Here is a 25,472-nt window from a genome sequence, read left to right as displayed (position 1 = left end):
CGCCGGGCCGCCGGGCCGCCGGGCCCCGCGTTGTCCGGCGGGGCCCGGCGGGTGTCAGGCGGGTGTCAGGCGGCTACTGCCACCTTGGTGCCGGTCTCCGTGGCTTCCCCGGCCTGCGCCGGCCGCGGCGTCTTCCGCAGTCCCTTGAGGAGGACGACCAGGCCCGTGCTGACCGCCGTACCGGCCAGGACGGCGACCAGGTAGAGGAACGGGTTGCCGATCAGCGGGACCACGAAGACGCCTCCGTGCGGGGCCCGCAGCGTGCACTCGAAGGCCATCGACAGGGCGCCGGTGACCGCGCCGCCCGCCATCGCCGCCGGGATCACGCGCAGCGGGTCGGCCGCGGCGAACGGGATCGCGCCCTCGGTGATGAACGACGCGCCCAGCACCCAGGCCGCCTTGCCGTTCTCGCGCTCGGTCCTGGTGAAGAGCCGGCCGCGTACGGTCGTGGCCAGGGCCATCGCCAGCGGCGGGACCATGCCCGCGGCCATGACGGCGGCCATGACCTTGAGGCTGCCGTCGTTGGGGTTGGCGAGGCCGCCGACTGCGAAGGCGTAGGCGACCTTGTTGAGCGGGCCGCCCAGGTCGAAGCACATCATCAGGCCGAGGACGGCGCCGAGGATGACCGCGTTGGCGCCGGAGAGGGCGGACAGCCAGTCGGTGAGCGCGCTCTGGAGCTTCGCGATCGGCTCGCCGACCACCAGGAACATCAGGAAGCCGACGACGGCGGAGGAGACCAGGGGGATCACCACCACCGGCATGATGCCGCGGAGGGGGGCGGGGATCCTGAGCCTCTGGACCGCCATCACCACCGCGCCCGCGATGAGACCCGCCACCAGCCCGCCGAGGAAGCCGGCGTCGATGGCGACGGCGATCGCGCCGCCGACGAAGCCGGGGACGAGTCCTGGTCTGTCGGCCATGCCGTACGCGATGTAACCGGCCAGGACCGGTACCAGGAAGCCGAAGGCCAGACCGCCGATCTGGAACATCAGGGCGGCCCAGCTGGTGGTGTCGGTCCAGGCGAAGTGCTCGATGACGGAAGGGGCCTTGTTGATCCCGTAGCCGCCGACGGCGAAGCCCAGGGCGATGAGCAGGCCGCCTGCGGCGACGAACGGCACCATGTAACTGACGCCGGACATGAGCCATGTGCGGAGCTTGGTTGCGTAGCCTTCTCCCGGCTCGCCTGTTTCCTCGACCGGGGAGCCCTTGGCCGCGGGCGAAGTGACCTCGCCGCGGGCGGCCTTGGCGCGTACTTCGGCGATGAGTTCGGCGGGGCGGTTGATGCCGGCCTTGGCGTTCACGTCGACCGTCGGCTTGCCCGCGAAGCGCTCCTTGTCGCGTACGGGCACGTCGTGGGCGAAGATCACGCCGTCCGCGGCGGCGATGACGGCGGGGTCCAGGCGCGTGAAACCGGCGGAGCCCTGGGTCTCTACGGTCAGCTCTACGTTGGCGTTGTTTCCGGCCTGTTCCAGTGCTTCGGCGGCCATGTAGGTGTGCGCGATGCCGGTGGGGCAGGAGGTGACGGCGACGATCTTGAACGGGGCGGTGGCGGGCGGGGCGGTGCCTTCGACGGCGGCGTCCTCGGGGGCGGGGGCTTTGGGGGCGGGGGCTTTGGGGGCGGTGCCGCGCCGGGGCGTCTCCTCGGGTGTCGAACGTCCGGGTACGGCGTGAGCTTCGGGGTGGTTGCGTCCGGCGCCCTGAGGGGAGCGCCCCGGCGCGTCCCCTCCCGGCACCTCGGTGTGCGAGGCGGTGCGGGGGGCGTCCGGCGGGGCGTCGCCGCGGATCAGGGCCGCCGCCGCTGCCGGGTCTTCGGCCGCGCGGAGGGCGGCGGTGAAGTCGGCGTCCATCAGATGGCGGGCCAGGCTGGAGAGGATCGTCAGGTGCTCGTCGTCCGCGCCCGCCGGGGCCGCGATGAGGAAGATGAGGTCGGCCGGGCCGTCCGGGGCACCGAAGTCGACGCCGCGTGCGCTGCGCCCGAAGGCGAGCGTCGGCTCGGTGACGTGTTCGCTGCGGCAGTGCGGGATGCCGATGCCGCCGTCCAGGCCGGTCGGCATCTGCGCCTCGCGCGCCGCGACGTCGGCGAGGAAGCCGTCGAGGCCGGTCACACGGCCGAGTGCCGCCATCCGTTCGGCGAGCGCGCGCGCCGCCTCTTCCTTCGTGCCGGCGGCCAGGTCGAGGTCGACCAGGTCCGCGGTGATCATCTGGCTCATCGCGGGCTCCTACGGGAGTACGGGGGTATGCGGATCATGCGGCCGGCTCCGCCAGCGCGCGGTCCAGGGGGATGTCTGCCGTCACGGCGACCGAGGAGGGGTTCAGGTCGGCCGGGGCCGGCATGACGCTGCCGGGCAGTTGGACGGCTGCCGCGCCGTGCGCGGCAGCCGCGGCCAGGGCCTCGGGGCCCTCGCCGCCCGCCGCCAGGAAGCCGGCGAGCGAGGCGTCGCCCGCGCCGACGTTGCTGCGGACGAGGGCGACCTCCGCGGTGGCGTGGTACGCGCCCTCGTCGCCGACCAGCAGTTGCCCGTCGGCCCCGAGGCTGGCGAGCACCGTGCGCGCGCCCGCGTCGCGGAGTTGCTGCGCCGCCTTCAGCGCGTCGCCGACCGTGGCCAGGGGGCGGCCGACGGCCTGGGCGAGCTCTTCGGCGTTGGGCTTCACCACGTCCGGGCGTTCGCGGAGTGCCGCGAGGAGGGAGGGGCCCGAGGTGTCGAGTGCGATGCGGGCGCCCGCCTCGTGTGCGCGGGCCACCAGTTCGGCGTACCACTCGGGGGCGAGGCCGCGCGGCAGGCTGCCGCAGCAGGCGATCCAGTCGGCGCCGGCCGAGTGCGTGCGTACGGTCTCCAGGAGGGAGACGGAGTCGGTGGCGGAGAGTTCGGGGCCCGGTGCGTTGATCTTGGTGAGGGTGCCGTCCGGCTCCACGAGTGTGATGTTGGAGCGGGTGTCGCCCGTGACGCGGACGGGCGCGACCTCGATGCCCTCCGCGCCGAGGAGTTCGGCGACGAGCGCGCCCGGTGCCCCGCCCAGCGGCATGACGGCGAGGGTGCGGTGTCCGGCCGCGGCCACGGCGCGCGAGACGTTGACGCCCTTGCCGCCCGGGTCCATCCGGTCGGCGGTGGCGCGCAGCACCTCGCCCCGCTGGAGGACGGGGAGTTCGTACGTCCGGTCGAGGCTGGGGTTGGGGGTGATGGTGAGGATCATCTGCACTCGTTCCTAGACACACTGCACTTCGGTGCCGGCGGCCTCGACGGCGTCGGCGTCTTCGGGGCTCAGACCGGTGTCGGTGATGAGCAGGTCGACATCGGTGAGGTCGCCGAAGCGGGCGAAGTGCTCCTGCCCGTGCTTGGCGGAGTCGGCCAGCAGGACGACCCGGCGGGCGGCCGCGACGACCGCGCGTTTCACGGCAGCCTCGGCGAGGTCGGGGGTGGTGAGGCCGCCGTCGGGCGAGAAGCCGTTGGTGGCGAGGAAGGCCACGTCGGCACGGATCTCGCCGTACGCGCGCAGGGCCCAGGCGTCGACGGCGGCGCGCGTACGGTGGCGGACCCGGCCACCGACGAGGTGCAGGTCGATGCCGGGGTGGTCGGCCAGGCGGGCGGCGACCGGGAGTGCGTGGGTGACGACCGTGAGGCCGCACTCCAGCGGTACGTCTGCGGCGAGGCGGGCGATCGTGGAGCCTGCGTCGAGGATGACGCTGCCGTCGTCGGGCAGTTCGGCGAGGGCCGCCCGCGCGATGCGGTCCTTCTCGTCGGCGGCGGTGGACTCGCGCTCGGCGAGGTCCGGCTCGAAGCCGAGGCGGCCCGCGGGGATGGCGCCGCCGTGCACACGGCGGAGGAGACCCGCGCGGTCCAGGGACTTGAGGTCGCGGCGGACGGTCTCGGCGGTGACCTGGAAGGTCTCGGCGAGAGAGAGCACGTCCACCCGTCCGCTCTCGCGGGCGAGGCGCAGGATCTCCTGCTGACGCTCCGGTGCGTACATGGGGGATTACATCCGTTCGATGCCCGAACCTGTGGTTTCGCTTGCAGAATACGGCCGAGTTTCGCAGTTGTAAACAGATTCGGGCATGGGGCGGACACGTTCGGGCACAAACGGAGACGGCGCCCGTGTCGGATGACACGGGCGCCGTCGGTCGGCGGTCCTGGCTCAGGGGGTGAGCGCCGGCTCCTTCGCCGGTACGGCTCCCGGGGCCCCGGGAGCCGCGCCTTCGGCCCCCGCCCGCGGCCGCGCCGGCAGCGCGAACATCAGGCAGAAGATGGCCACCAGCACCGCGGTCGTCCACCACAGCGCGTTCTGGAACGCGTCGACGAAGGCCATGCCGACGGCGGCCGGCGCCACGTGCTCGTCCATGGCGCCGAAGAAGACGACCGACACCAGGCCGAGGCCCAGCGCGTTGCCCGTCTGCTGCACCGTGTTGATCAGTCCGGAGGCCGAACCGGCGTGCTCGCGCGGCACCTCGGACAGCACCGCGTCCGTCAGCGGCGCCACGATCAGGCCCATGCCGAGCCCCATCACGACCAGCGGCAGTGCCATCTGCCAGGGGTGGATGGCCGTGCCGTACCGGTCGGCCTCCCAGATGTAGAGCAGCAGTCCGGCCGCCATCGTCAGCGCGCCCGCCTGGAGGACCTTCCGGCCGAAGCGCGGGACCAGCTTCTGTACGGAGAGGCCCGCGGCGAGCGAGACCGCTATGGAGAACGGGATGCCCGTCGTGCCGGCGCGAAGCGCGCTCCAGCCGAGCCCCATCTGCATGTAGAGGGTCCAGACCAGGAAGAAGATGCCCAGTGCCACGCCGAAGGTCAGCTGCACCGCGATGCCGGCGGTGAAGCTCTTGACCTTGAAGAGGGAGAGTTCGACCAGGGGCGAACCGTCCTTGCGGGTCTTGTAGCGCTCGTACACGCCGAAGAGGGCGAAGACGGCCGGACTGCCGGCCATGGCGAGGTGGCCCCACAGCGGCCAGCCCAGCTCCTCGCCGCGGATGAGCGGGTAGATCAGCATGAGGAGGCCGAGAGTCGCGAGCGCCACGCCGACCAGGTCGAGGCGCAGTGCCTCGGGGGCCTTGGACTCACCGATGAAGCGGATGCCCAGGACCAGTCCCGCGATGCCGACGGGCAGGTTGATGAGGAAGATCGGCCGCCACTCCAGGCCGAACAGGTTCCACTCGGTGAGCAGCGCGCCCAGCATCGGGCCCGACACGGCGCCGAGACCGACGATCGCGCCGAAGAGGCCGAAGACCTTGCCGCGCTCGTGCGCGGGGAAGGTGGTGTGGACGATCGACAGGACCTGCGGCACCATGAGCGCCGCCATCCCGCCCTGGAGGATGCGGGAGGCGACGAGCATCTCCGGGTCCGCGGCGAAACCGCAGAGCGCGGAGGCGAGCGTGAAGCCGGCGATGCCGATCAGGAAGAGGCGCTTGCGGCCGTAGATGTCGCCCAGCCTGCCGCCCGTGATCAGCCCGGCGGCGAAGGCCAGGGCGTACCCCGCGGTGATCCACTGGATCGCGCCGAAGGTGGCGCCCAGGTCCTTCCGGATGCTCGGAATCGCGATGTTGACGATCGTGACGTCGACCAGGTCCATGAAGGCGGCGGTCATCACGATGGCGAGCGCGAACCACCGGCGGCGGTCGGGCGTGCTCGTCCCGGTCCCGTCCGTATCCGTCCGCTCGGACTGCAGGGGTGTGGAAGTCATACGAGCGACACTAGGCCGGATGTAGGACGGATCGTGTCCCACTGGGACGGCATCCTGGAGGTATGACGACCGACACACCGGCCCGGCTGCTGCACCTGCTCTCGCTGCTCCAGACACCCCGCGAATGGCCCGGCAGTGAACTCTCCGAACGCCTGCGCGTCAGCCGCCGCACCGTGCGGCGCGACATCGACCGGCTGCGCGAGCTCGGCTATCCCGTACAGGCGACGATGGGCGCGGACGGCGGCTACCGGCTCGTGGCGGGCAAGGCGATGCCGCCGCTGGTGCTCGACGACGAGGAGGCCGTCGCCATCGCGGTGGGGCTGCGGGCCGGTGCGGGCCACGCGGTCGAGGGCATCGAGGAGGCGTCGGTGCGGGCGCTGGCGAAGCTGGAGCAGGTGCTGCCGTCCAGGCTGCGCCGGCAGGTCTCCACCCTCCAGGCCGCCACCATCCCGCTGACCAGCGGCGACGGCGCGACCATCGATCCCCGTACGCTCACGGTGATGGCGGGCGCGGCGACCGGGCAGGAGCGGCTGCGGTTCGCCTACCACTCGGGGGACGGATCGCGGTCCAGGCGTCTCGTCGAGCCGCACCGGCTGGTGAGCACGGGGCGGCGCTGGTACCTCGTCGCGTACGACCTGGACCGGGACGCCTGGCGTACGTTCCGCGTGGACCGGGTCAGTGAGCCGTTCGCCACGGGGGCGCGCTTCACTCCGCGGGGGCTGCCGAACGGGGACGCCGCCGCATTCATCCGGGACTCCATGAACCGGCTCCAGCCGCGGTACCGGGTGGTGGCGACGTTCGACGCGCCCGCCGAGTTCGTCGCGGCCCGGCTGCCGGGCTCGCTCGGCACACCGGAGCCGGTCGAGGGCGACGACAGCCGCTGCCGGCTCGATGTGACGGCCACCGACTCGATGGAGTGGCTGGGGCTCCGGCTCGCGCTGGTGGACTGCGAGTTCACGGTGTCCGAGCCGCGGGAACTGGTCGACTACCTGGCCGGGCTCGGCAGCAGGCTCACCCGCGCGACCGCCCCGCGGGAGCAGCAGTAGAGGGCAGTGGAGCGGTGGTGGACGCGGGGAGCCCCGGCGCCGGGGGGAGTGCGCCGGGGCTCGGCCCTGGAAAGACACGTACCTCGTTCGGAGCCGTTTATGCGACCGCGTCGAAGCCTGTGTCGTGAGCCATGCGCTTCAGGTCCATCAGAGCGTGCTTCTCTATCTGCCGGATCCGCTCACGCGTCAGTCCGTGCTGCTTGCCCACCTCGGTCAGGGTCCGCTCCCGGCCGTCCTCGATGCCGTACCGCATACGGATGATCGAGGCCGTCCGCTCGTCGAGCCGGCCTATGAGGTCCTCCAGCTCCTCACTGCGCAGCAGCGAGAGCACCGACTGCTCGGGCGAGACCGCCGACGTGTCCTCCAGAAGGTCGCCGAACTGCGTCTCTCCCGCGTCGTCGACGGGCATGTTGAGCGAGACCGGGTCGCGCGCCCAGTCCAGGACGTCACTGACGCGCTGGGGCTTGGCGTCCAGCTCGGCCGCGATCTCCGCGTGCTCGGGCTCGCGCCCGTGCTCACGGTTGAACTCGCGCTGCACGCGCCGGATACGGCCCAGCTCCTCCACCAGGTGGACGGGGAGCCGGATGGTGCGGGACTGGTCCGCGATGGACCGGGTGATGGCCTGCCGGATCCACCAGGTGGCGTACGTGGAGAACTTGAAGCCCTTCGTGTAGTCGAACTTCTCGACCGCGCGCACCAGGCCCGCGTTCCCCTCCTGGATCAGGTCGAGCAGGGGGAGCCCACTGCGCGGATAGCGGCGCGCGACCGCCACGACAAGACGGAGGTTGGCACGGATGAACAGGTCCTTGGCACGCTCGCCCTGCGCGACCAGTGCTTCCAGCTCCTCGCGGGAGGCGCCGCCCGCGTCGCCCTTCCCCTCCGTGGCAACGGCTGATGTCACTTCCTTGTCGAGGATCTGCTGCGCGTACACACCTGCCTCGATGGTCTGCGAGAGGTCGACTTCCTTGGCGGCGTCGAGCAGCGGCGTCCGTGCGATCTCGTCGAGGTACATACCGACCAGGTCGCGGTCGGCGATCTCCCCGCCTACGGCGCGAACGCTGCGTACCCCGCCGGATCCGCCGGTGGCGGTCTGGTGACGGGCGACGGCACGGGTTGCCATGCGTGCTCCCTTGCTGAGTAGGTCGCGATGTGGTGGCTGCCGGACTCCTTGTCGGGTGCCCCGCTTCCACTGGAAACAACGACTGGAATCCGGACAGAATTCCCCTGGCGTGCGTTCATTTTCGTGATCTTGCAGTACCCTGTCCGCCGTCGAGGGGGGCGCATGGCGCACGGACACCCGGAGGCGCAGGTCAGCGCGGGCACCGAGGCCGGCCTCAGCACCTTCACGGACATCTACCACCACTACGTCTGCGAGACGGCGATCACCTTCGGCACCACCGTCTTCACACCCGAGCAGCGCCGCCCGTGACTGCTCTCCCCTCCTGAAGACGGCCCATACCGGCTGCTGGTTGCCCGTGACGCCCGTTCCACCCGTTTATGCCCGTTCCGGCCTTTCTGCCCGTTCCGGCCTTTCTGCCCGTTCCGGCCGCTCCGGCCGCTCCGGCCGCTCCGGCCGTGTTCCCGGTTACGCGACGAGCAGACCCTTCCGCCCGAAGGCCGCCTACGGCACCTCCGTCGAAGTCGGCGCCCCCTGCGCGCCCGACGCCGGCGACCGCGGCATCGGCATCGGCACGCTGCCGTACGAAGCGCTCTTCGAGGCACTGGCGGGCGAGGACCTCCACCGCGCGTACGCCGGCGTGGCCCAGCCCAACGAGGCGTCCGCCCGGTTCCACGCCCGCCTCCGCTTCCGCCACGTCGGCATGTACCGGGAGGTGGGCCGGAAGCCCGGCCGCTACTGGGACGTCGCCCGGTACGAGCGCCCTCTCGGCGCCGGGACCGGCTCCGGCCCGGTTCCAGCCCCGGCGCCGACTCCGACTCCGGCCCCGATCCGGGCCCTGCGGACCTAGGCCCCGGCGTAGGTCCACAGCCCGTTACTCCCCGTCCGTCCCGCGCCTAGTCTCCGGCGCATGGACATCACAGGCACCCTCGACGAAGCACTCGAACGCCTCCACACCCACGGCCCCGAGCGCCTGGGCCGCCTCACCAATCACGCCCCCATGGCCGTCGAGTCCCTCGCCGCGCGCGGCCGGGCCGACTCCGTCCACCGCTGGCTGGATCTTTACGCCGCGCGGCTGGAAGACTTCCCCTCCCGCCACGCCCCGGTGACCGACGGCAACTGGCAGGAGGCGCTGGGCGATCCGCGCCGGGCCGCCGACTGGATCGCGTACTTCAGCCACCGCCTCACGGCAGCGGAGCAGCCGTGGCGCGAGGTGCTCGCCGCGTGGTGGCCCAGGCTGCTGCCGGGCGTGTACGGCGGCGCCACGCATCCGGTGATCCGGGTGGGCCACGCGGTACGCACCCTCCTGACGGACGGCGAGAACGCCCCGCGCCGCACCGAACTCGCCCACGGCCTCGGCTACTGGGCCGCCCGCTACCGCCCCGTGGAGCCGCCCGCCCCGCTGCCCGCCGCCCCCACCGCCGCCGAGGCTTTGGACGCCGTACCGCCCGTCGGCGTACGGCAAGGGGGCTTCCCCGACCGCCTCGACCGCGTCACGCGGCTCCCGGTGTGGGCGGGGGCGCTCGCCGCCACGGACCCGGACGAGGCCCGGCGGCACCTGGCCGAGCTGGTACGGGCCGCCACCCACCGGTACGCCACGCACGGCCACGGCGACGAGACCATGCTGGTCCACGCGGCGACGGCCCCCAACGCCGTCCTGCGCACCCTCCCCGCGCTCCCCCGCACCCTGTGGGCACCGAGCCTGCACGCCGCCTGGACGGCGTCGGCGGCGGTCACCGCGATGTACGCCCCGGACGAGCCCGCCCCGTACGCCGCACCGGGCTCCGTCGCTCCCGAGGAGGTCTTCGAGCGGGCGGCGGCGCACGGCGACGAGCATGTCATCAAGTTCACCGACACCGCGCTCGACATCGGCGACGAGCGGTCGCTGGCGGCCGCCCTGCGCGCGATCGAACTCAGCGAGCCCCTGACTTGAGGAGTTGAGGACCTGAGGACCTGAGGACCTGAGAACTTGAGGACTTGGAGCATTGGAGGATGGGAGCTTCGAGTTCCTGACGCCCCGTCAGCCGAACTGCACCGACCGCTTCGCCAGCCCCATCCAGAAGCCGTCGATCACCTCGCGCTGCGTCTCCAGCTCGCCCTCGGACGCGCCCAGCGTCACGAACAGCGGTGCGAAGTGTTCGGTGCGCGGGTGGGCGAGCCGGCCGGCCGGGGACGCGTGCGCGAAGTCGAGCAGCGCGTCCACGTCGGCCGCCACCAGCGCCTCGCGCCCCCACGCGTCGAACTCCGCCGACCAGCCGGGCACTCCCCCGCCCGGGTGCCGCAGGGCGGCCAGGTTGTGGGTGAAGAAGCCGCTGCCGACGATCAGTACGCCCTCGTCGCGCAGCGGCGCGAGCTTGCGCCCGATGTCCATCAGCCCCTGCGGGTCGAGGGTGGGCAGGGAGATCTGGAGTACGGGGACGTCGGCCGCCGGGAACATCTCGACCAGCGGGACGTACGCCCCGTGGTCGAGCCCGCGGTCCGGGATGTCCTGGACGGGCGTACCGGCGCCGCGCAGCAGCTTCCGTACGGAGTCTGCGAGTCCGGGGGCGCCGGGCGCGGCGTACTGGACGCGGTAGTAGTGCTCGGGGAAGCCCCAGAAGTCGTAGACGAGCGGCACCGCCTCGGTGGCGCCGAGTGCGAGCGGGGCCTCTTCCCAGTGGGCGGAGACCATCAGGATCGCGCGCGGCCGGGGAAGACCGGCGGACCAGGCCGCGAGCTGGCCGGGCCAGACGGGGTCGTCGGCCAGTGGCGGAGCTCCGTGGCTCAGATAGAGGGCGGGCATACGCTCCACGACCGCAACCTTTCCTTGAAACTTCAAGCAAGCTTGTGGAAGCAACCCTACCGCCGACTAGTTTAAGTTTCAAGAAGTGGGTCGTAGAGTGGTGTCCATGACGACGGCACCCCGCTGGCTCAGCGAAGAAGAGCAGCGCACCTGGCGCGCGTACCTCCAGGCCACCACCCTCCTGGAGGACCACTTGGACCGCCAGCTCCAGCGCGACGCCGGCATGCCGCACGTCTACTACGGCCTGCTCGTGCAGCTCTCCCAGGCGCCGGAGCGGCGGCTGAGGATGACCGAGCTGGCCGAGACCGCGAAGATCACCCGCTCCCGGCTCTCGCACGCCGTCGCCCGCCTGGAGCGCAACGGCTGGGTGCGCCGCGAGGAGTGCCCGTCCGACCGGCGCGGGCAGAACGCCGTACTGACGGACGAGGGGCACGCGGTCCTCAAGCAGACCGCGCCCGGCCATGTCGCCACCGTCCGCCAGGCGATGTTCGACCGGCTCACCCCCGAGCAGGTGCGCCGGCTCGGCGAGATCATGCGGGTCGTGGCGGAAGGGCTCCAGCCGACGGGCACGGGCGCGGACCTGCCCTGGCTCCGCTGAGGCCGCCTCCGAAGCAGAGGCGGAGGCGGAAGCGGAACCAGGGCAGGTCCGGGTCGTCGTGTCGCGCGAAAGGCACGCGAAGGTCACGCGAAGGTCAGTGGGCGATGACCGGAATCCTCAGCTCGTCCTCCGCGCCCGCGCCCGCACCGTCGCCCGAACCCGCGACCGTCGTCGTACCCGGACGGCCGGTGTTGATCAGCGTCAGCGCGATCGTCGCGGAGACGGCCAGGATGCCGACCGCCCACCAGATGGCACTCGCGTAGCCGTGCACCATCGCCTGCGCCTGGAGCAGCTGCGCGTTGGTCGCCCCGGCGGCGTGCGTGGTGACGTACGCCGTGGTGGCGCTGGCCGCGATGGTGTTCAGCAGCGCCGTACCGATCGCGCCGCCCACCTGCTGCGAGGTGTTGACCATGGCCGAGGCCACGCCCGCGTCGCGCGGCTCGATGCCGTGCGTCGCCAGCGACATGGCCGGCATGAACGCCGTACCCATGCCCAGACCCAGCAGCAGCTGCGCGGGCAGGATGAGCCCGGCGTACGACGAACCGATCTCCAGCTGCGTCAGCAGCAGCATGCCGAGCGCCGCGGTCAGGAAGCCGGGGCCCATCAGGTAGCGGGGCGCGACCCGCGTCATCAGACGGGCGCCGATCTGGGTCGAGCCCGTGATCATGCCCGCGATCATCGGCAGGAAGGCGAAGCCGGTCATGACGGGCGAGTAGCCCTTCACGATCTGGAGGTAGTAGGTGAGGAAGAGGAAGAGCCCGAACATCGCGATGACGGCGAGGCCCAGCGACGCGTAGACACCACCGCGGTTGCGCTCCATCAGGACGCGCAGCGGCAGCAGCGGCGACTTGACCTTCGACTCGACGGCCACGAAGACGGCGAGCAGCACGGCGGAGGCGACGAAGAGGCCGATCGTCGCGCCCGACGCCCAGCCGTCGGTCTCGGCGCGCGTGAAGCCGTACACCAGCGCGACCAGGCCGAGGGTGGAGAGGACGACGCCCGGGATGTCGAGCGGCGAGCGGTTGCGGCCGCCGGCCGGCTCACGGATCACGAAGTAGGCGCCCGCCGCCGCGACGACCGCGAAGGGGATGTTGACGAAGAACGTCCAGCGCCAGTTCAGGTACTCGGTGAGGAAGCCGCCCAGGATCAGGCCGACCGCGCCGCCGCCGCCCGCGATCGCGCCGAAGATGCCGAACGCCTTGGCCCGCTCCTTCACATCGGTGAACGTCACCGCGAGCAGCGAGAGCGCGGCCGGCGCGAGCAGCGCGCCGAAGGCGCCCTGGAGGGCGCGCGAGCCCAGCATCAGCGCCTCGTTGGTGGCCGCGCCGCCGAGGGCGGAGGCCGCCGCGAAGCCGAGCAGGCCGACGACGAAGGTGCGCTTGCGGCCCCACAGGTCGGCTATGCGGCCGCCGAAGAGCAGCAGTCCGCCGAAGGCCAGGGCGTACGCCGTGATGACCCACTGGCGGTTCGCGTCCGAGATCCCCAGGTCCTGCTGGGCCGACGGCAGCGCGATGTTCACGATGGTCGCGTCGAGGACCACCATCAGCTGGGCGAGGGCGATGAAGACCAGCGCTTTCCAGCGGCCCGGATCGGGGAGGAGGGTGTCGGCTGTTTTTGGCATGGAGATATCTACCTAAGGGTGCGAAGGGCGTAAAAAAGATACGTAACTACGTGGGTGGAGGCGGAGGTTGAGCGGGAGTCACGACTCCCGGCGCAGGCCCTCCCACGTCGCGGGTGTGCCGGGGAGGACGGAACGCGCCGGTGCCTCCAGGCCGTCGAGGAAGAGTTGCAGGTGGCGGTGGACGAACTGGTCGAAGTTCATGCACGCGCTGCCCGGCAGCGGCCGGGTGAGCTGGGAGAGGGCGACCAGCAGATCGCCGACGGCCACGTCGTCACGGAGCCGCCCGGCCTGCCGCGCGCGCTCCATGAGGCTGTCGACGGCCCCTTCGAGGCGCTCGCGCTCGGCAAGCAGTTCCGGGTGCTCCTTGTCGAAGCCGTCGGCGAGCATCGGGCACAGTGCGCCGATCCGCTCGTCGGCGGCCGCGTGGACGAAGCGGCGCAGCGCGTCGAAGGGGTCGGCCTCCTCGGCGATCGCCGCCCGGGCCCGGTCCGCGGCGCGGGACATGACGGAGACGACCACGTGGTGGATCAGTTCGGTGCGGTCCGGGAAGTGCCGGTACAGCGTCGCGTTGCCGACGCCCGCACGGCGGGCGATCTCGTCGAGCGGCACCTCGGGGCCGGACTCGACGAACATCTCACGCGCGGCCGAGACGATCCGCTCCCGGTTGCGCAGGGCGTCGGCCCGCGGGCGCTGGGCACGGGACCGGGCGACGTCGGTGCGGAGGCCGGTGCCGGTGCCGGTGCCGGCATCGGTATCGGTCTCGATGTCGGTATCGGTCTCGATGTCGGTATCGGTGGCCACGGCGCTCCCTCTCGTCCTCGTACCTTCTCGCATGGAAGCCGGTAACCGGGGACCTGGTCCCCGGTTCGGCGAACACAGGTGCAAACGGGGAGTCCGTCCCCGGTTATTTCCCGAACTACCACATGTGGCCCGGATCACAAACGGAGCATGGAATTCCGCACGATCGGCCTACCCGGAGGTCCGCCCGGCGAGCGCCCGGCGGCCCCCCGGCACAGGGTGAGCGAACGAGAGCAGTCAGGGACGGCCGGCTGCCGCGGACCCCGAAGGCGCCTCTATGCGGCAGACCCGCCCCCGGATACGCAGACCCCGCCACCTGGTGAGCGTCGCCGTCCTCACCGGCCTCGCCCTCGCGTCCGTGACCTCCGCGGGGTCCCCGCTCGCGACCGGGACCAGGGCGTCGGCGGGCCCGGTGGGCTCCGGCGATCTGGCGGTGTCCTTGGCCGGTGAGACCGCGCTCGAACCGTGCAGGATCGCGGGCGCCCTGGGCGTGCAGATGTCGGAGGGAATGCCGACGCCACCCGGATTCGCCCGCTCCACCGGTGACGTCCGCGCCCTGACCCTCATGATCGACTTCTCGGACGCGCCGGGGAAGGGCCCGGCGCGCGACCGGTTCGAGGAGTTCTTCCCGCAGACGGCGAAGTGGTTCGAGACGAGTTCGTACGGGCGCCTGCGCTACCGGCCCGTCACCCCGTTCACCGACTGGATACGGATGCCGAGGCCCTTCGCGGCGTACGGGATAGACCGCGGCTCACCGTACGAACCCGGCTACCGCCGTCTCGTCCAGGACATCGTCGCCGCGACCGACGGCCGGGTGGACTTCCGCTCGTACGACCTGGTCAACGTCCTGGTCACACCCAATGCCGGGCCCTCGGCCCTGGACACCGTCCTGTCCGTCACCTTCTCCGGCAACGAGGACGCGCCGCGCGCCGACGGCGTCCCGCTCGCCAACACGTCCTTCGTCTACAGCCGCCAGGACGACGGGTCGGGCTCGTACGCCGAGACCGGCTTCCGGGTCCTGCCGCACGAGAACGGCCATGTCTTCGGGCTGCCGGACCTCTACACCATGGACGGCGGGGGGTCGGTCGGGCACTGGGACATCATGTCCGAGGACTGGGGGGCCAACAACGATCTGCTGGCCTGGCACAAGTGGAAGCTCGGCTGGCTCGACAGTACGCAGATCCGCTGCGCGGCCGCGCCCGGCACCACCGAACACCTCCTGGCGCCGCTCGCCTCGCGGGCCGGGGACGGGGACGGGGACGGGGCCAGGGTCCGGGACGGGGACAGGGCCGGGGACGGAGGCGAGGACGGCAGGGCGAAGCTCGTCTTCATCCCCCTGACGGAGAAGGCGGGTTACGCGGTGGAGGTGCGCACCCGGGCGGGCAACGACGAGGCCGTCTGCAAGCCGGGCGTACTGATCTACCGTGTCGACGCCGAAGTCGACACGGGCCACGGCCCGGTGACGGTCGCCGACAGCGAGCGCGACAGCGGGGGCTGCACGCGGCGGCCCAATGTCCACGCCGAGCTGTCGGACGCGCCGTTCGAGGAGGGCCAGACCTTCAGGGACCGCCAGTACGGGATCCGGATCTCGGTGACCGACAGGACGGCGGACGGCGATTTCCGGATCCGCGTCACCCGCCGCTGACGCCCGGACCGCCACTGCCACCCTGGCCACCGCTGTCGCCCGAACAACTACCGGCCACCCGAACAACTACCGGCCGCCCGGGCCACTACCGCTCTCCCATCTCCCCCCGCAGCTCCCTCTTGAGGACCTTCCCGGTGGCGTTGCGGGGCAGTGGCCCCTCCCGCACGAGCACGTGGGCGGGCACCTTGAACGCGGCGAGGCTCCTGCCCACATGCGCCCGCAGCTCCTCCGCGCCGGCCACGGCGCCGGCCCGCAGCTGCACGACGGCGGCGACCTCCTCACCGAGCACGGGGTGCGGGACACCGAGTACGGCCGCGTCCAGCACCTCCGGATGGTCGTGCAGCACGCTCTCGACCTCGACGCAGTACACGTTCTCGCCGCCGCGGATGACCATGTCCTTGATGCGGTCCACGATGCTGACGTGCCCGTCGTCCCGCACGGTCGCGAGGTCCCCGGTCCGGAACCACCCGTCGTCGGTGAAGGCGCGCAAGGTCGCGTCGGGATCGTTCCAGTACCCCCTGACGAGCGACTGCCCGCGCAGCCACAGCTCGCCGACCTCGCCCTCGGCCAGGGCCTGCCCGTCCGGCCCCGCGATCCGCACCTCGACGGCCGGTGCGGGCCGGCCGACGCTGGCGGGGTCCGCGCGGTAGGCCGCGCCGAAGTTGGCCAGTACGCCGCCGCTGGTCTCGGTCAGCCCGTAGCCGTTGCGGGGCTCGATGCGCTCGCCGTGCCGGGCCGTGAGCCGCCCGACGAGACCGGCGGGCGCGGCGGCCCCGCCGGTGTTGAGCATGGCGAGGCTCTCCAGCCCGTCCCCGGCCGTCTCCGCAGCGTCCAGCAGCTGGAGGGCGGTGGCCGGCACACCGGCGTAGTACGTGACGCGGTGCTCGCGGATCAGCGCGAGCGCGCGCCCGGCGTCCCACTTGCGCATGAGGACGAGGGAGCCGCCGGCCGCCATGGCGGCGTACACGGCGGTGAAGGCGGCGACGTGGAAGAACGGGAACGTCATGAGCGACACGGGAGCGGGCCCCTGCCCCGGAACCTCCCCGCGCGCGAGCGCGGCCAGCGCGGCGTGGAAGCGCGGGTGCGTGGCGGCGCCGGCCTGGGCGAGGTGGGTGGCGACGGCTCCCTTGGGCCGCCCGGTGGTCCCGGACGTGTAGATGATGGTGGCGTCGTCCTCGGCCCGTACGTCGACATCGGGCGGCCCGAGAAGCGGATCGGCCCCCCGCATCCCTTCATACGCCTCGTACGCCTCGCATCCCTCGCCCCACTGCCCCGCGTCCCCGTGGAACACGACCACCCGGGGCCGCTGCTTCCGCGCCTTCTGCCCCATGAGCCACGGCTCGATCCGCGGCAACCGCTCCCCGTCGACGAGCAGCACGCCGGGCGCGCAGTCGTCGAGCGCGTACGCGAACTCCGCCCCGGTCCACCAGCCGTTGAGCGGCACGGCGACAAGTCCCGCCAACTGCGCGGCCCAGAAGGCAACTTGCCACTCGGGATGATTGCGCATGGCGATGACGGCCCGGTCCCCCGGTACAAGCCCGTACTCCTCGACGAACCGCCGGGCCAGCGCACAGGCGGCGGCGAAGAACTCGCCGTACGTGTACGTCCCGCTCTCCGCGACCAGGAACGGCCGGTCTCCGTACGCCCAGGTCGCCTCGGCAAACTCCCGCAGCGTCCGGGGTCCGCCGGCGTACAGCGGACTCCCGTCCTCCGCCCGTACGACCTCGAAGGGCGCCCCGGGGGCGGTCAGCGCGGCTTCGGCGGCGCGCAGCGGATCATTGTTCGACACGGACGAACCTCTCTAAGCGCTTGCTCAGCACTTGGACGCTATGCCCGCTCCCGCCGCCAGTCAAGATTCATGCATCGACCATCTTTCCTCCACCGTCCCACCGCGCCCCTGCCACCGACCCGCTGCCACCCCGCCGCAGAACCCATTCCCATCCGGGCCCCCAGACCCGGTACGCTAGCCCTCGGCCACGCACCACCACGGCCACGCCTCCGTAGCTCAGGGGATAGAGCACCGCTCTCCTAAAGCGGGTGTCGCAGGTTCGAATCCTGCCGGGGGCACCAGCGAAAAGACCCCCAGCCGATCATGGCTGGGGGTCTTTGACATCTACGGATGACATCAACGGGCACGGTCACTGAGGGCCGGGACGCCTCTTGAGCAGCCGGTCCATGTGGCTGATGGCCTCGCGCTGGGTGTCCTGGACGACGTGCGTGTACACGTCCATGGTGATGCTGATCTGGCTGTGCCCGAGGATCTCCATCACGACACGGGGAGCCACCCCAGCCGCGGTGAGCAGCGTCGCGCAGCCGTGCCGGGCGTCGTGCAGCCGGATCACCCGGAGGCCGGCGGATTCGGCGACGCGGGTGAAGGAGCGGTACACGTTGCGCGGCTCGACCGGTCGGCCGTTGCGTGTGGCGAAGACGTATCCGCCTTCCTCCCACGTCTCCCCCGCCCGCTGCTGCACGGCGGCCTGCCGCATCCGGTGCCAGCGAAGCGGCGCGATGCACATCGCCGGGAGCGGCACGGCCCGACGACGGCGCCCCTTGGGATCGTCGTTGTAGAGGACGCCGCGCCGACGCTGAGTCTGCTGGCGGACGTAGAGCACGCGCTTGTCCAGGTCGATGTCGAGCCACCGGAGACCGACGATCTCACCCCGGCGGAGGCCCATGGCTATGGCGAGGACGAAGGCCGTGTACAGCGGGTCCTTGCGGGCGGCGGCAAGGAAGTCCAGCGTTTCGTCGAGGGACCAGGGGCTCAGTTCCCGGGACTTGGCCCGAGGCGGCTCGACAAGACCAGCCACGTTCCGGCCCACCAGCTCCTCGCGGCAAGCAGCGGTCAGGGCGGTGCGCAGCACCCGGTGCGATTCCTTGGCGGTGGCCGCGGTGGTCTTGTTCTCCAGCTGGACGAGAAAACGGCGGACGTCGGCAGCACCCAGCGACTCAAGCCGCTTCGAGCCGATCATGGGCACGAGGTAGAGCCGGACGTGTGCTTCGTATTTGTCGTACGTGCTGAGCTTGCGCCGAGGCTTGATGACGTTGTCCAGCCAGTACGGCAGCCACTCGGAGAGCTTCGCCGACTTGGTGGGGACGGGCACGCCCTGGTCCACCTTGTCGAGAAGGACCCGGCGCTTGGCGTCGCACTCCGCCCAGGTCTTGCCGTAGGCGAACTTCCGGGCGCGGGTGCCGTCCGGTTGCAGCACGTAGACGGCAGCCTGATAGCGGCCGTCCTTGCGCTTGGTGATCGTGCCCGCGCCGTTGGGGTTGCGCTTGCGCTGGGTGGCCATCAGGCAGCCTCCTCGATCTCGCGGGTGATGAAGTCCCGGACAGCGTCGGCGGGTACGCGTCGAGCCCGACCTATGGTGATCGAGGTCAGTCGGCGCGAGCGGATCAGGTCGTAGACCGTCGAGCGCCCGAGCTTGAGCCGCGCCATGACCTCAGGCACGGTCAGCAGTTCGGCGGTTGCGGTGGTCATGCTGCGGCTCCTTCCAGGGCGAGTTGGTCGTGCAGGGCTTCACGGGCGGTCTCGCGGTTGAGCTGGAGATCGCGGGCGATGGTCGCGGCGAGGGCAGATTCGCCGGGGGTGTGGCCATGCCCGGCGTACTGCCAGGAGGCGAGGACGAGCACGGTGTCCGGGTCGCCCATGGCTTCCTGTTCCTGGGCGGCGCGGTAGTCGGCGCGGATCTGGCGGAGGGCGCCGAGGGTGGTGGAGTAACGGCGGGACTTGGTGGAGAAGTGGCCGCGGAAGCCGAGCATGTGAGCCCAGGCCGCCAGCTTCCGATCCGGGTAGAGCGGGGCGAGGTCGAGGCATGCCTCGATGAGGCGCCGGGGGTGGCCGGGCACGTCGAGGAGGACGAGGACTTCGCGGTTCCCGATCCGGCGATCGAGACTGCCAGTCGACTCGGCTGCTTTGGTGGCGTACTTGGCGACGTAGGAGGCCACCGCCTGCTCAGTGATGTCGGAGCCGTCGCCGAACGCCTTGACGGGCCGGATGTCGAGCTGTCGCCCCCAGCGAAAAGGCCGGCACGGCTGGTCCCCTGCGGCGGGCACCGTGATCGTGGTGTACGAGTGGGCGACGGCGGCGCGGATCGAGTCGGTGAGCACGGCGACCGTCGCCCAGGAGGGCGGCGGGGAGTCGGGCCCGTCCGGTCCGTCGAGGCGGATCACGGCGTGGAAGTGGATCGCGCCGCGCTTCTGGAATTCGGCGACCTTGCCGTAGGACAGCCGCAGTTGCTCAGCCAGCGCGCGTTGGGTGAGTCCGGCGCGGGCGGCGAGTTCGCGGCGGAGCCGAGTGGTGAAGCGCTGCCACAGTTGTCCTGCGTGGTTGTTGAACAGGACTGTCCCGGCGTAGTCGTACGTCGTTGGGTCGAGGGCGGTACCGAGGGCGGGATCGTCCTCCTGGTGGCGGGTGCCGCAGCGGCAGACGCCGTGATCCGGGCGGTTGTGGACGTGGCCGAACGAGGGTGCGGTGAAGGTGGCGAAGACCCGGGGGTGATCGCGGACGGTGGCCGGGATGTCCTTGGTCTCATCGCCAGCGAGCCCGGCGCGGATCAGGTGGTAGGTGTCTCCGGCGTAGGTGTAGGCGCAGGACGGGCAGCGGGAGGCGCGGCGGTTGCCGCAGGCGACGCGGAGCCGTCCGTCGGGTTCGGTGTCGGTCGAGTAGCGGCGCAGGGTTTCGCCGGTGGTCTTGTCCTTGGCGAGCGTCCAGCCGGTCAGGTGGATCGGGTCGGAGCAGCCGCCGGTGCGGCGCACTTGGTCTTGCCAGCGGTCGAAGCCGGGGGACCCGGCCACCCGGAGGATGTCCCCCAGGGTGGTCGGGTCCAGGCCCGCCAGGGTGGCGGTGTCAGTCACGCGCTCACCCCGGTGAGGGCGGGGAGCGAGCGGCGGGTGGCCGCACGGGTGCCGGTGCCGTGGCAGGCCGGGCAGTGGACGGTGATGGTGCGGAGGCAGCCGTGACGGTCGCGGCCGCCGAGGGTCACCCGCACGGTGGGGAAGCCGTCGCAGTTCGAGCAGACGCGCGCGGTGGCGGTCGTGTGGTCGGTCATGATGGGTGTTCCTTCCTGTCCTTCGGGGTGGGTTGGGGTACGGCTCCGGGGCGGCGGTGACTTGGCGGTTGACGACCGCCCCGGGGCCGGTCAGAAACGCTTGCGCGGGGTGTTGAGCAGGGAGCGGAGAACGACGGCACAGACCGCGACCGAGGCGGCTGTGACGGCGACCGCGAGGAGCATCGAGACCAGGACCGCGCCGACGACGAGGACCACGGCACCGCCACCGCCGACGAGGGCGAGGAGCGTGCCGGGGGTCATCTGGAGGGCGGGGCGACTGGCCGGGGCGGGTGCGTGAGCCGGAGCCGCAGCGGGGCTGTGCTGGCAGGTGCAGGCCGTTGCCGGGTGCTGCTGCTCGATGTGGGTCGGCTGGACGATGAGCGGGGTGACGATGCCGGTCGGGGTCGGCATGGTGGGGATGCGAGGGCGAAGCATGACCGTTCTCCTTTCGATCACTTCTGCGTGTCGTTGACGACGTCGACGCCGGTGCGCGTACCGGACTCGATGGCGGGGGCCAGGAAGGTGTCGGCGAGGAGGAAGCCGCCGAGGAGGAGCACGACGATCAGCCAGGTCGGCGGGCGGAAGAGTCGGATGCCGAAGTAGCCGAAGACGGCGATGACGAAGATGAGCGGGAGTTCGACGTTCATTGGGCGATCTCCTGTCAGGCGATGCGGCAGCGGTGGGTGCGTGCGGCGAGGGTGGCGGCGGCGCGGCTGGTGTAGTCCGAGGACCAGCCGCAGCGGTCGGCGGTGCAGACGGCGGCGTGCTTGGTACGGCCGTGGCGGTCGCGGTGGGTGCCGACCTGGACCGGGCCGACGCGCATCACGGAGTGGAAGAAGTCGCGGGCGGGCATGGTGATGTCCTCTCAGGTCAGGTGAGTTGGGCGGCGATGGCGTCGGCCATGGGAGCTGGGACGCCGAGGCGGGCGCGCAGAGTGTCGGAGTCGATGGGGTTGCCGGTCGCGGCGCGGTGGGCATCGGCGAGCTTGCGGGCGTGAGCAACGAGCGGGGCCGGAACCGAGACGGTGGCCGGTTCGGGCGGCGGTGCGGGCAGTGCTGGGGCAGGCTCCGAGGGCTCGACGGCCTCAGGCTCGGAACGCGGCTCGGGGGCCGAAGCCGGTTCGGCCGGCACGACGTCGACCGACTCGGGTTGAGGGTTAGAGGCATCGGTGGCGGCCGGGGAGTGGGCGAGGAGCGTGCCGCCGAGGAAGGCCCGGCGATACCGAATCGCAGCCAGGCCGGAGGGTGAGCCAGGTCGAGGAATCCGGCGGTGGCGACGTTCGCGCCGAGCGAGGCGACCAGGGCGATCAGGAACCAGCACCACGCCAGCCGGGACGGGCCGTCGTTGCGCAGCCGACGCCAGGCAGCGACCAGGAGCAGGTCGACGCTGACCGGGTAGGCCCATGCCTTCCACCCGGTCTGCCCGGCAGCGGCAGCCAGGTCGTGCAGGTGGGCGAAGGAGAGGGCCCCGGCGATCACGGCTTGCACGAGGACGGCGTCGATGCGGATCGAGTGGCGCATGTCCTCACCTCCTTTCGAGGGGTGGGCGGTCCCGCCCCCGAATCGGGCATGGCGGGGGTAGGGACCTGACGCGAGACGGTCGCGCCAACCGGGATGCAGAGGTGGATCAGACGGAGGCGGGTGCCTCAGTAGGAGCCGGGATCTTGACCAGCGAGACCGTGGGAGGCAGCGGTCGGAAGGAAGCCAGCTCCGGCAGATCCGGGGTGCGGTGCGCGTTGGCGTTGCAGACGTTCACGGCCTGGCGCAGCGAGGTGAACGGGGTACGGATGCGAACCCAGCCACCGGTCGAGTCACCGGCCACAGCGGTGCCGGGACGGTCAGCGGGAATCTGTGTGGCGGCGAGCACGGCATCCGGCGAGATATCGCCGAACGCCATCTTGGCGGAAGCTTCGTCGTTGACCCGGTGGGAGGTACGGCCGGTGAGCTGTGCACGGAGCATGGTGATCCCGTCGCCAAGCTCGGACCCGAAGCGCTGCCCACAGATCTCCACGTAGATACCGGCAGCCCGGCCGAGCTGGACGAGCCGGACCAGTGCAGTGATGATCCGTTCCCGGCGCTTCTTCTCCGCCGCATTGGCGAACAGCGACAGCTCGGCAACCTCGTCGACCAGGAGGACGATCGGCACGGGCCGGAGGTGTTCGGCCAGGCCCCAGATGTCGGCAGTGATCTCCGCGTCGGGGACGTCCGAGCTGATGCGCTGCTCACGGCGGACGATCCGGTACGTCGCGGCCATCCTGTCCACGAGGACGTCGAGCAGGTCAGCGGCATCATCGGCGTTGTCCGCGAGCGCCGAAAAGCGCCGGGCGAGAGGGTAGAGCTCTACTCCTTCCTTGCAGTCGATGCCGACCAGGGCGACGTCGAGCCCGGCGAGTTCCTTGACCAACTGCCGCTGGTAGACCGATTTCCCGGACTCCGTTGCCCCAAGGTTCAGGGCGTGCGGGACCTGGCGGTAGTCGCGGTAGTGGATCTCTCCGTCCTCGCGCAGGGCGACCGGGATGCGGAGGCCCTCACGCTCGGGCCGACAGATGACGGGCACCGTCGAGCGGATGGAACCCGGTGTCACGCAGCCCGGGCGCGTACCCGATGTCATGGAGCCAAGCCGCGGCGACCAAGAGGTCCCGCTCACTCTCTGGCAGAGCCTTCGACGCTTCAACGGCCCGCGCGGCAACAGCCTGAGTGTGCAGCCACCGGTTCCCGAGCGGTGGCAACAACGACTCGGCCAGCTCGGCCGCTCCCTGGGGCGTATCAAGCGCAGAAGGCATGAGCAGCACGGTAACCCAGCAGACGGGCAGGCCGACAGGCCAGCCAGGACCCATGGGAGTGGTGCGGTAGAAGTTTCCCTACTTCATCAAGACCCCGCGCACGGCGCGGGGCGCGCCGCCTCTGCGGCGCGGCCCGCCTCCTGTCTCCGCCCCGGCTGGCCGCGCCCCGGCGGCGCGCTACGTGCAGCGGGCGGAAGGTGGGAACCCCTCTGTGGCTGGGGCGGTCGGCTCCACGGCTTTAGGCAGCCACTTTGGGGCGAGCCTCTAAGATCATGGCCCCGATTCGGGCTATTGCGGGCAGGCTAGGTGCTGCCCGAATCGCGGCCAGCGTAAGGGGCCATGATCACTCGCCCCAAAGCAGCTCCAGCCCAAAGCCGCTCCACCGCCCGCGGTGACACACTCAGCAGCTCGCGCCAGAGATGCTTGATCAGAAGACGTTCTCATTCCATCAATGCCTCGAAAACACCTTCACGCCACAAACATGATAGAGTCGCGTGTCGCGATGTAGATCAAATCTCTACATTTCAATGGAGGGGAAAGGCCGTGGACACCAGGCTGGCCGAGATCAAACAGGCCCTAGGGGAGCCGTACTATGAGGCCTCGGACACCCTCCTATACCACGGAGATAGCCTCGATCTACTGAAGTCAATTCCGCCCCAGATCTTCGATCTCACCGTAACTAGCCCCCCTTATAACATCGGCAAAGAGTACGAAAATGTACTGACTATCGACGAGTACGTCTCATGGTGCGAGGCATGGATGGGCCGCGTACACGACGCTACGCGCGAGGGTGGGGCATTCTGGCTTAACGTTGGATACATTCCAGTCCCTGGGCAAGGAAAAGCAGTTCCAATCCCTTACCTCCTCTGGAACAAGAGCCCGTTCTACATGATCCAAGAAGTCGTTTGGAACTATGGTGCTGGCGTTGCTTCGCGAAAGTCGTTCTCTCCGCGAAATGAGAAGTTTCTCTGGTACGTGAGGAATCCAGAGAACTACTATTTCGATCTCGACTCTGTACGTGACCCCAATGTGAAGTACCCCAACCAAAAGAAGAACGGGAAGCTGAAATGTAACCCGCTGGGTAAGAACCCCACCGATGTGTGGCAGTTCCCCAAGGTTACATCAGGCGCCAAACGTTCGAGTGTCGAACGGACCGCGCATCCGGCGCAATTCCCCGTCGCCGTTATCGAACGCATCATCAAGGCCTGCAGCCCCTCAGATGGCGTAGTGCTCGATCCATTCCTCGGCTCGGGAACCACCGCGACTGTGGCCCGGGAGCAGGGGCGCTGCAGCGTGGGAATCGAAGTACGAAAAGACTACCTCGATATCGCAGTAGGCCGCCTAGAAGCAGGCACGCCGTCCCTCTTCTGATGGGCGAATCCCCCAACCCGGAATTAGCGAGTTGGGGGATTCACGCTACACACCCTTGGCGTATATCGTCAGGAGTTGGGTGTTAGCCACAATACCAGGTAGTGAAGATTGCTGACCTGTCTGCGATTTCTGCGCCACCCAATCCGTGTGGTCCAACCAGCCGTAGCGAATCAGCCTAATGCGCGGGAGCCTCCCGGGCGCATCGCTCCACTTCTCGAAATTGACGGCCACATAATAGCCATCCTTCGCCTTCTTCCCCCTGCCGGGATTATCGACCCCGAAGCTGCGGTTCCCAAAGATTTGATCCCTATGGGACGAAGTCTTAATCTCAATCGAATATTTCTGGTCTGGCACATAGACTAGATCTTTTTCGCTTGAGTCCAAGTCGGCCCGCCACCCAGGGTCCCCCTTGGCGAGCTCGAGAGGGATAAGAGCATGGAGAAAGAATCCCATGATCTGCGGGGTCGGCTCGATTTCGCGGCCGATATGGAAGCCGCTACCTAGTCGCGACTCAAAGATGGAGTCCCACGAAGAGAGCACTGCCGCAACGAGAGCTTCACCACTGAGTGGTTGTGCCGCGAGGAGCTCTCGGGTCACTTCCGGCCAATCATCACTATCCCACCCAAAGTAGGGTGAACTGGGCAATTTTGGGCGCATGGCTGCGCCGCCAGCTCGCCGACCAACTCTGGCTTCACTTACCCACTTGGGGAACTCTGCGTCGATCACGCCGCCAGGGAACCACAACCTAAGCCCCCGTGATCCCTGAATCGAAAAGCGGTGCTCAAGACTGGGAACTTGGGCCGCCAGTCGTCGGTCGATGTCCAAGCGGTCGAGCCGCCTCCTGACATCGCCAACTGACATCAACGGCAGCAAACTTGGACGACTTGGAGTGACCTAGCTGTTCTGTCCATGGAGGTTGGTGACGGCGATCACGGCTGGGGGATCTTGAACGAGTGAGGGCCTTCCGGGTTCGGTGTGGATTGCGACATCTCCA

The 25,472-nt window shown here is 70.4% G+C and carries 25 protein-coding genes, 1 tRNA gene and 2 pseudogenes; 8 read left to right on the top strand and 20 right to left on the bottom strand.

Annotated features, from left to right (window positions below):
• Positions 1 to 65: 65 nt before the first annotated feature.
• From ACWDZ4_RS05435 to ACWDZ4_RS05420, 4 genes are all read right to left on the bottom strand, one after another.
• Positions 66 to 2,210 (bottom strand): PTS fructose transporter subunit IIABC, encoded by a 2,145-nt coding sequence (locus ACWDZ4_RS05435; RefSeq protein WP_451507129.1) that lies wholly within the window; start codon positions 2,208 to 2,210, stop codon positions 66 to 68.
• 34 nt (positions 2,211 to 2,244) lie between these two features.
• Complete coding sequence (pfkB, locus tag ACWDZ4_RS05430) at positions 2,245 to 3,192, bottom strand: 1-phosphofructokinase (RefSeq protein WP_451507128.1); 948 nt, start codon at positions 3,190 to 3,192, stop codon at positions 2,245 to 2,247.
• A gap of 12 nt (positions 3,193 to 3,204) precedes the next feature.
• Complete coding sequence (locus ACWDZ4_RS05425; protein ID WP_451507127.1) at positions 3,205 to 3,966, bottom strand: DeoR/GlpR family DNA-binding transcription regulator; 762 nt, start codon at positions 3,964 to 3,966, stop codon at positions 3,205 to 3,207.
• Positions 3,967 to 4,131: 165 nt separating this feature from the next.
• A complete protein-coding gene (locus ACWDZ4_RS05420; protein ID WP_451507126.1) occupies positions 4,132 to 5,670 on the bottom strand; it encodes an MFS transporter in 1,539 nt (512 codons plus the stop codon).
• Positions 5,671 to 5,732: 62 nt separating this feature from the next.
• On the opposite strand from ACWDZ4_RS05420, the gene ACWDZ4_RS05415 reads away from it, so the two are divergent.
• A complete protein-coding gene (locus tag ACWDZ4_RS05415; RefSeq protein ID WP_451507125.1) occupies positions 5,733 to 6,716 on the top strand; it encodes a helix-turn-helix transcriptional regulator in 984 nt (327 codons plus the stop codon).
• Positions 6,717 to 6,813: 97 nt separating this feature from the next.
• Here the strand turns inward: ACWDZ4_RS05415 and ACWDZ4_RS05410 are convergent, their stop codons facing one another.
• Positions 6,814 to 7,836: a sigma-70 family RNA polymerase sigma factor gene (locus tag ACWDZ4_RS05410; RefSeq protein ID WP_344496806.1), complete on the bottom strand. Its 1,023-nt coding sequence runs from the start codon at positions 7,834 to 7,836 to the stop codon at positions 6,814 to 6,816.
• Between the two features lie 162 nt (positions 7,837 to 7,998).
• Between ACWDZ4_RS05410 and ACWDZ4_RS05405 the strand changes: the two genes are divergently transcribed.
• Genes ACWDZ4_RS05405 through ACWDZ4_RS05395 form a run of 3 tightly spaced genes read left to right on the top strand, consistent with a single transcriptional unit; the run spans position 7,999 to position 9,766 of the window.
• A complete protein-coding gene (locus ACWDZ4_RS05405; RefSeq protein ID WP_451507124.1) occupies positions 7,999 to 8,145 on the top strand; it encodes a hypothetical protein in 147 nt (48 codons plus the stop codon).
• Between the two features lie 40 nt (positions 8,146 to 8,185).
• Positions 8,186 to 8,683, top strand: a complete 498-nt coding sequence (locus ACWDZ4_RS05400; protein ID WP_451507123.1) for an N-acetyltransferase family protein — start codon at positions 8,186 to 8,188, stop codon at positions 8,681 to 8,683.
• Positions 8,684 to 8,743: 60 nt separating this feature from the next.
• The gene (locus ACWDZ4_RS05395; protein WP_451507122.1) at positions 8,744 to 9,766 is read left to right on the top strand and encodes a questin oxidase family protein; all 1,023 of its coding nucleotides are present in this window, start codon (positions 8,744 to 8,746) and stop codon (positions 9,764 to 9,766) included.
• 87 nt (positions 9,767 to 9,853) lie between these two features.
• On the opposite strand, the gene ACWDZ4_RS05390 is transcribed toward ACWDZ4_RS05395, so the two are convergent.
• Positions 9,854 to 10,615, bottom strand: a complete 762-nt coding sequence (locus tag ACWDZ4_RS05390) for a dioxygenase family protein (protein ID WP_451507295.1) — start codon at positions 10,613 to 10,615, stop codon at positions 9,854 to 9,856.
• A 106-nt stretch (positions 10,616 to 10,721) separates the two neighbouring features.
• On the opposite strand from ACWDZ4_RS05390, the gene ACWDZ4_RS05385 reads away from it, so the two are divergent.
• On the top strand, positions 10,722 to 11,213 hold the full coding sequence (locus ACWDZ4_RS05385; RefSeq protein ID WP_451507121.1) for a MarR family winged helix-turn-helix transcriptional regulator: 492 nt from the start codon (positions 10,722 to 10,724) through the stop codon (positions 11,211 to 11,213).
• Between the two features lie 94 nt (positions 11,214 to 11,307).
• Here the strand turns inward: ACWDZ4_RS05385 and ACWDZ4_RS05380 are convergent, their stop codons facing one another.
• Complete coding sequence (locus ACWDZ4_RS05380; protein WP_451507120.1) at positions 11,308 to 12,834, bottom strand: MFS transporter; 1,527 nt, start codon at positions 12,832 to 12,834, stop codon at positions 11,308 to 11,310.
• Positions 12,835 to 12,912: 78 nt separating this feature from the next.
• Positions 12,913 to 13,635: a TetR/AcrR family transcriptional regulator gene (locus tag ACWDZ4_RS05375; protein WP_451507119.1), complete on the bottom strand. Its 723-nt coding sequence runs from the start codon at positions 13,633 to 13,635 to the stop codon at positions 12,913 to 12,915.
• Between the two features lie 274 nt (positions 13,636 to 13,909).
• On the opposite strand from ACWDZ4_RS05375, the gene ACWDZ4_RS05370 reads away from it, so the two are divergent.
• A complete protein-coding gene (locus ACWDZ4_RS05370; RefSeq protein ID WP_451507118.1) occupies positions 13,910 to 15,277 on the top strand; it encodes a M6 family metalloprotease domain-containing protein in 1,368 nt (455 codons plus the stop codon).
• Positions 15,278 to 15,362: 85 nt separating this feature from the next.
• On the opposite strand, the gene ACWDZ4_RS05365 is transcribed toward ACWDZ4_RS05370, so the two are convergent.
• Complete coding sequence (locus ACWDZ4_RS05365; protein WP_451507117.1) at positions 15,363 to 17,066, bottom strand: class I adenylate-forming enzyme family protein; 1,704 nt, start codon at positions 17,064 to 17,066, stop codon at positions 15,363 to 15,365.
• Positions 17,067 to 17,271: 205 nt separating this feature from the next.
• Between ACWDZ4_RS05365 and ACWDZ4_RS05360 the strand changes: the two genes are divergently transcribed.
• Positions 17,272 to 17,347, top strand: a tRNA-Arg gene (locus tag ACWDZ4_RS05360).
• Positions 17,348 to 17,415: 68 nt separating this feature from the next.
• Here ACWDZ4_RS05360 and ACWDZ4_RS05355 read toward each other — a convergent pair.
• The 10 genes and pseudogenes from ACWDZ4_RS05355 to ACWDZ4_RS05310 all read right to left on the bottom strand — a co-directional run bounded on the left by ACWDZ4_RS05355 (position 17,416) and on the right by ACWDZ4_RS05310 (position 23,107).
• Positions 17,416 to 18,567: a tyrosine-type recombinase/integrase gene (locus ACWDZ4_RS05355; protein ID WP_451507116.1), complete on the bottom strand. Its 1,152-nt coding sequence runs from the start codon at positions 18,565 to 18,567 to the stop codon at positions 17,416 to 17,418.
• A complete protein-coding gene (locus ACWDZ4_RS05350) occupies positions 18,567 to 18,755 on the bottom strand; it encodes a helix-turn-helix domain-containing protein (protein ID WP_189882858.1) in 189 nt (62 codons plus the stop codon). Before ACWDZ4_RS05350 ends, ACWDZ4_RS05355 begins: the two co-directional genes overlap by 1 nt.
• Positions 18,752 to 20,131, bottom strand: coding sequence for a replication initiator protein RepSA (gene repSA, locus ACWDZ4_RS05345; RefSeq protein ID WP_451507115.1), 1,380 nt, complete (start codon positions 20,129 to 20,131; stop codon positions 18,752 to 18,754). Before repSA ends, ACWDZ4_RS05350 begins: the two co-directional genes overlap by 4 nt.
• Positions 20,128 to 20,325: a hypothetical protein gene (locus ACWDZ4_RS05340; protein WP_451507114.1), complete on the bottom strand. Its 198-nt coding sequence runs from the start codon at positions 20,323 to 20,325 to the stop codon at positions 20,128 to 20,130. The genes repSA and ACWDZ4_RS05340 overlap by 4 nt, the downstream gene beginning before the upstream one ends.
• A gap of 90 nt (positions 20,326 to 20,415) precedes the next feature.
• Positions 20,416 to 20,760, bottom strand: coding sequence for a SpdD-like protein (locus ACWDZ4_RS05335; protein ID WP_451507113.1), 345 nt, complete (start codon positions 20,758 to 20,760; stop codon positions 20,416 to 20,418).
• 17 nt (positions 20,761 to 20,777) lie between these two features.
• Positions 20,778 to 20,972, bottom strand: a complete 195-nt coding sequence (locus ACWDZ4_RS05330) for a hypothetical protein (protein WP_451507112.1) — start codon at positions 20,970 to 20,972, stop codon at positions 20,778 to 20,780.
• A 14-nt stretch (positions 20,973 to 20,986) separates the two neighbouring features.
• Positions 20,987 to 21,178 carry a mobile element transfer protein gene (locus ACWDZ4_RS05325; protein WP_355253339.1) on the bottom strand — a complete coding sequence of 64 codons (192 nt, stop codon included), beginning with the start codon at positions 21,176 to 21,178 and terminating at the stop codon, positions 20,987 to 20,989.
• A 17-nt stretch (positions 21,179 to 21,195) separates the two neighbouring features.
• Positions 21,196 to 21,845, bottom strand: a pseudogene (locus tag ACWDZ4_RS05320) (DUF2637 domain-containing protein).
• Positions 21,846 to 21,951: 106 nt separating this feature from the next.
• Positions 21,952 to 22,845 (bottom strand): annotated as a pseudogene (locus ACWDZ4_RS05315) (FtsK/SpoIIIE domain-containing protein); the annotation flags it as partial.
• Between the two features lie 7 nt (positions 22,846 to 22,852).
• The gene (locus ACWDZ4_RS05310) at positions 22,853 to 23,107 is read right to left on the bottom strand and encodes an HD domain-containing protein (RefSeq protein WP_451507111.1); all 255 of its coding nucleotides are present in this window, start codon (positions 23,105 to 23,107) and stop codon (positions 22,853 to 22,855) included.
• 543 nt (positions 23,108 to 23,650) lie between these two features.
• Here ACWDZ4_RS05310 and ACWDZ4_RS05305 point away from each other — a divergent pair.
• Positions 23,651 to 24,478, top strand: a complete 828-nt coding sequence (locus ACWDZ4_RS05305; RefSeq protein ID WP_451507110.1) for a DNA-methyltransferase — start codon at positions 23,651 to 23,653, stop codon at positions 24,476 to 24,478.
• A gap of 45 nt (positions 24,479 to 24,523) precedes the next feature.
• On the opposite strand, the gene ACWDZ4_RS05300 is transcribed toward ACWDZ4_RS05305, so the two are convergent.
• Positions 24,524 to 25,339, bottom strand: coding sequence for a ScaI family restriction endonuclease (locus ACWDZ4_RS05300; RefSeq protein WP_451507109.1), 816 nt, complete (start codon positions 25,337 to 25,339; stop codon positions 24,524 to 24,526).
• Positions 25,340 to 25,472 lie beyond the last annotated feature (133 nt).

This window comes from Streptomyces sp. NPDC003016, assembly GCF_053591455.1.
Note: the sequence above shows the minus strand (reverse complement) of the source record. Positions and strands in the feature narration are given on the sequence as shown.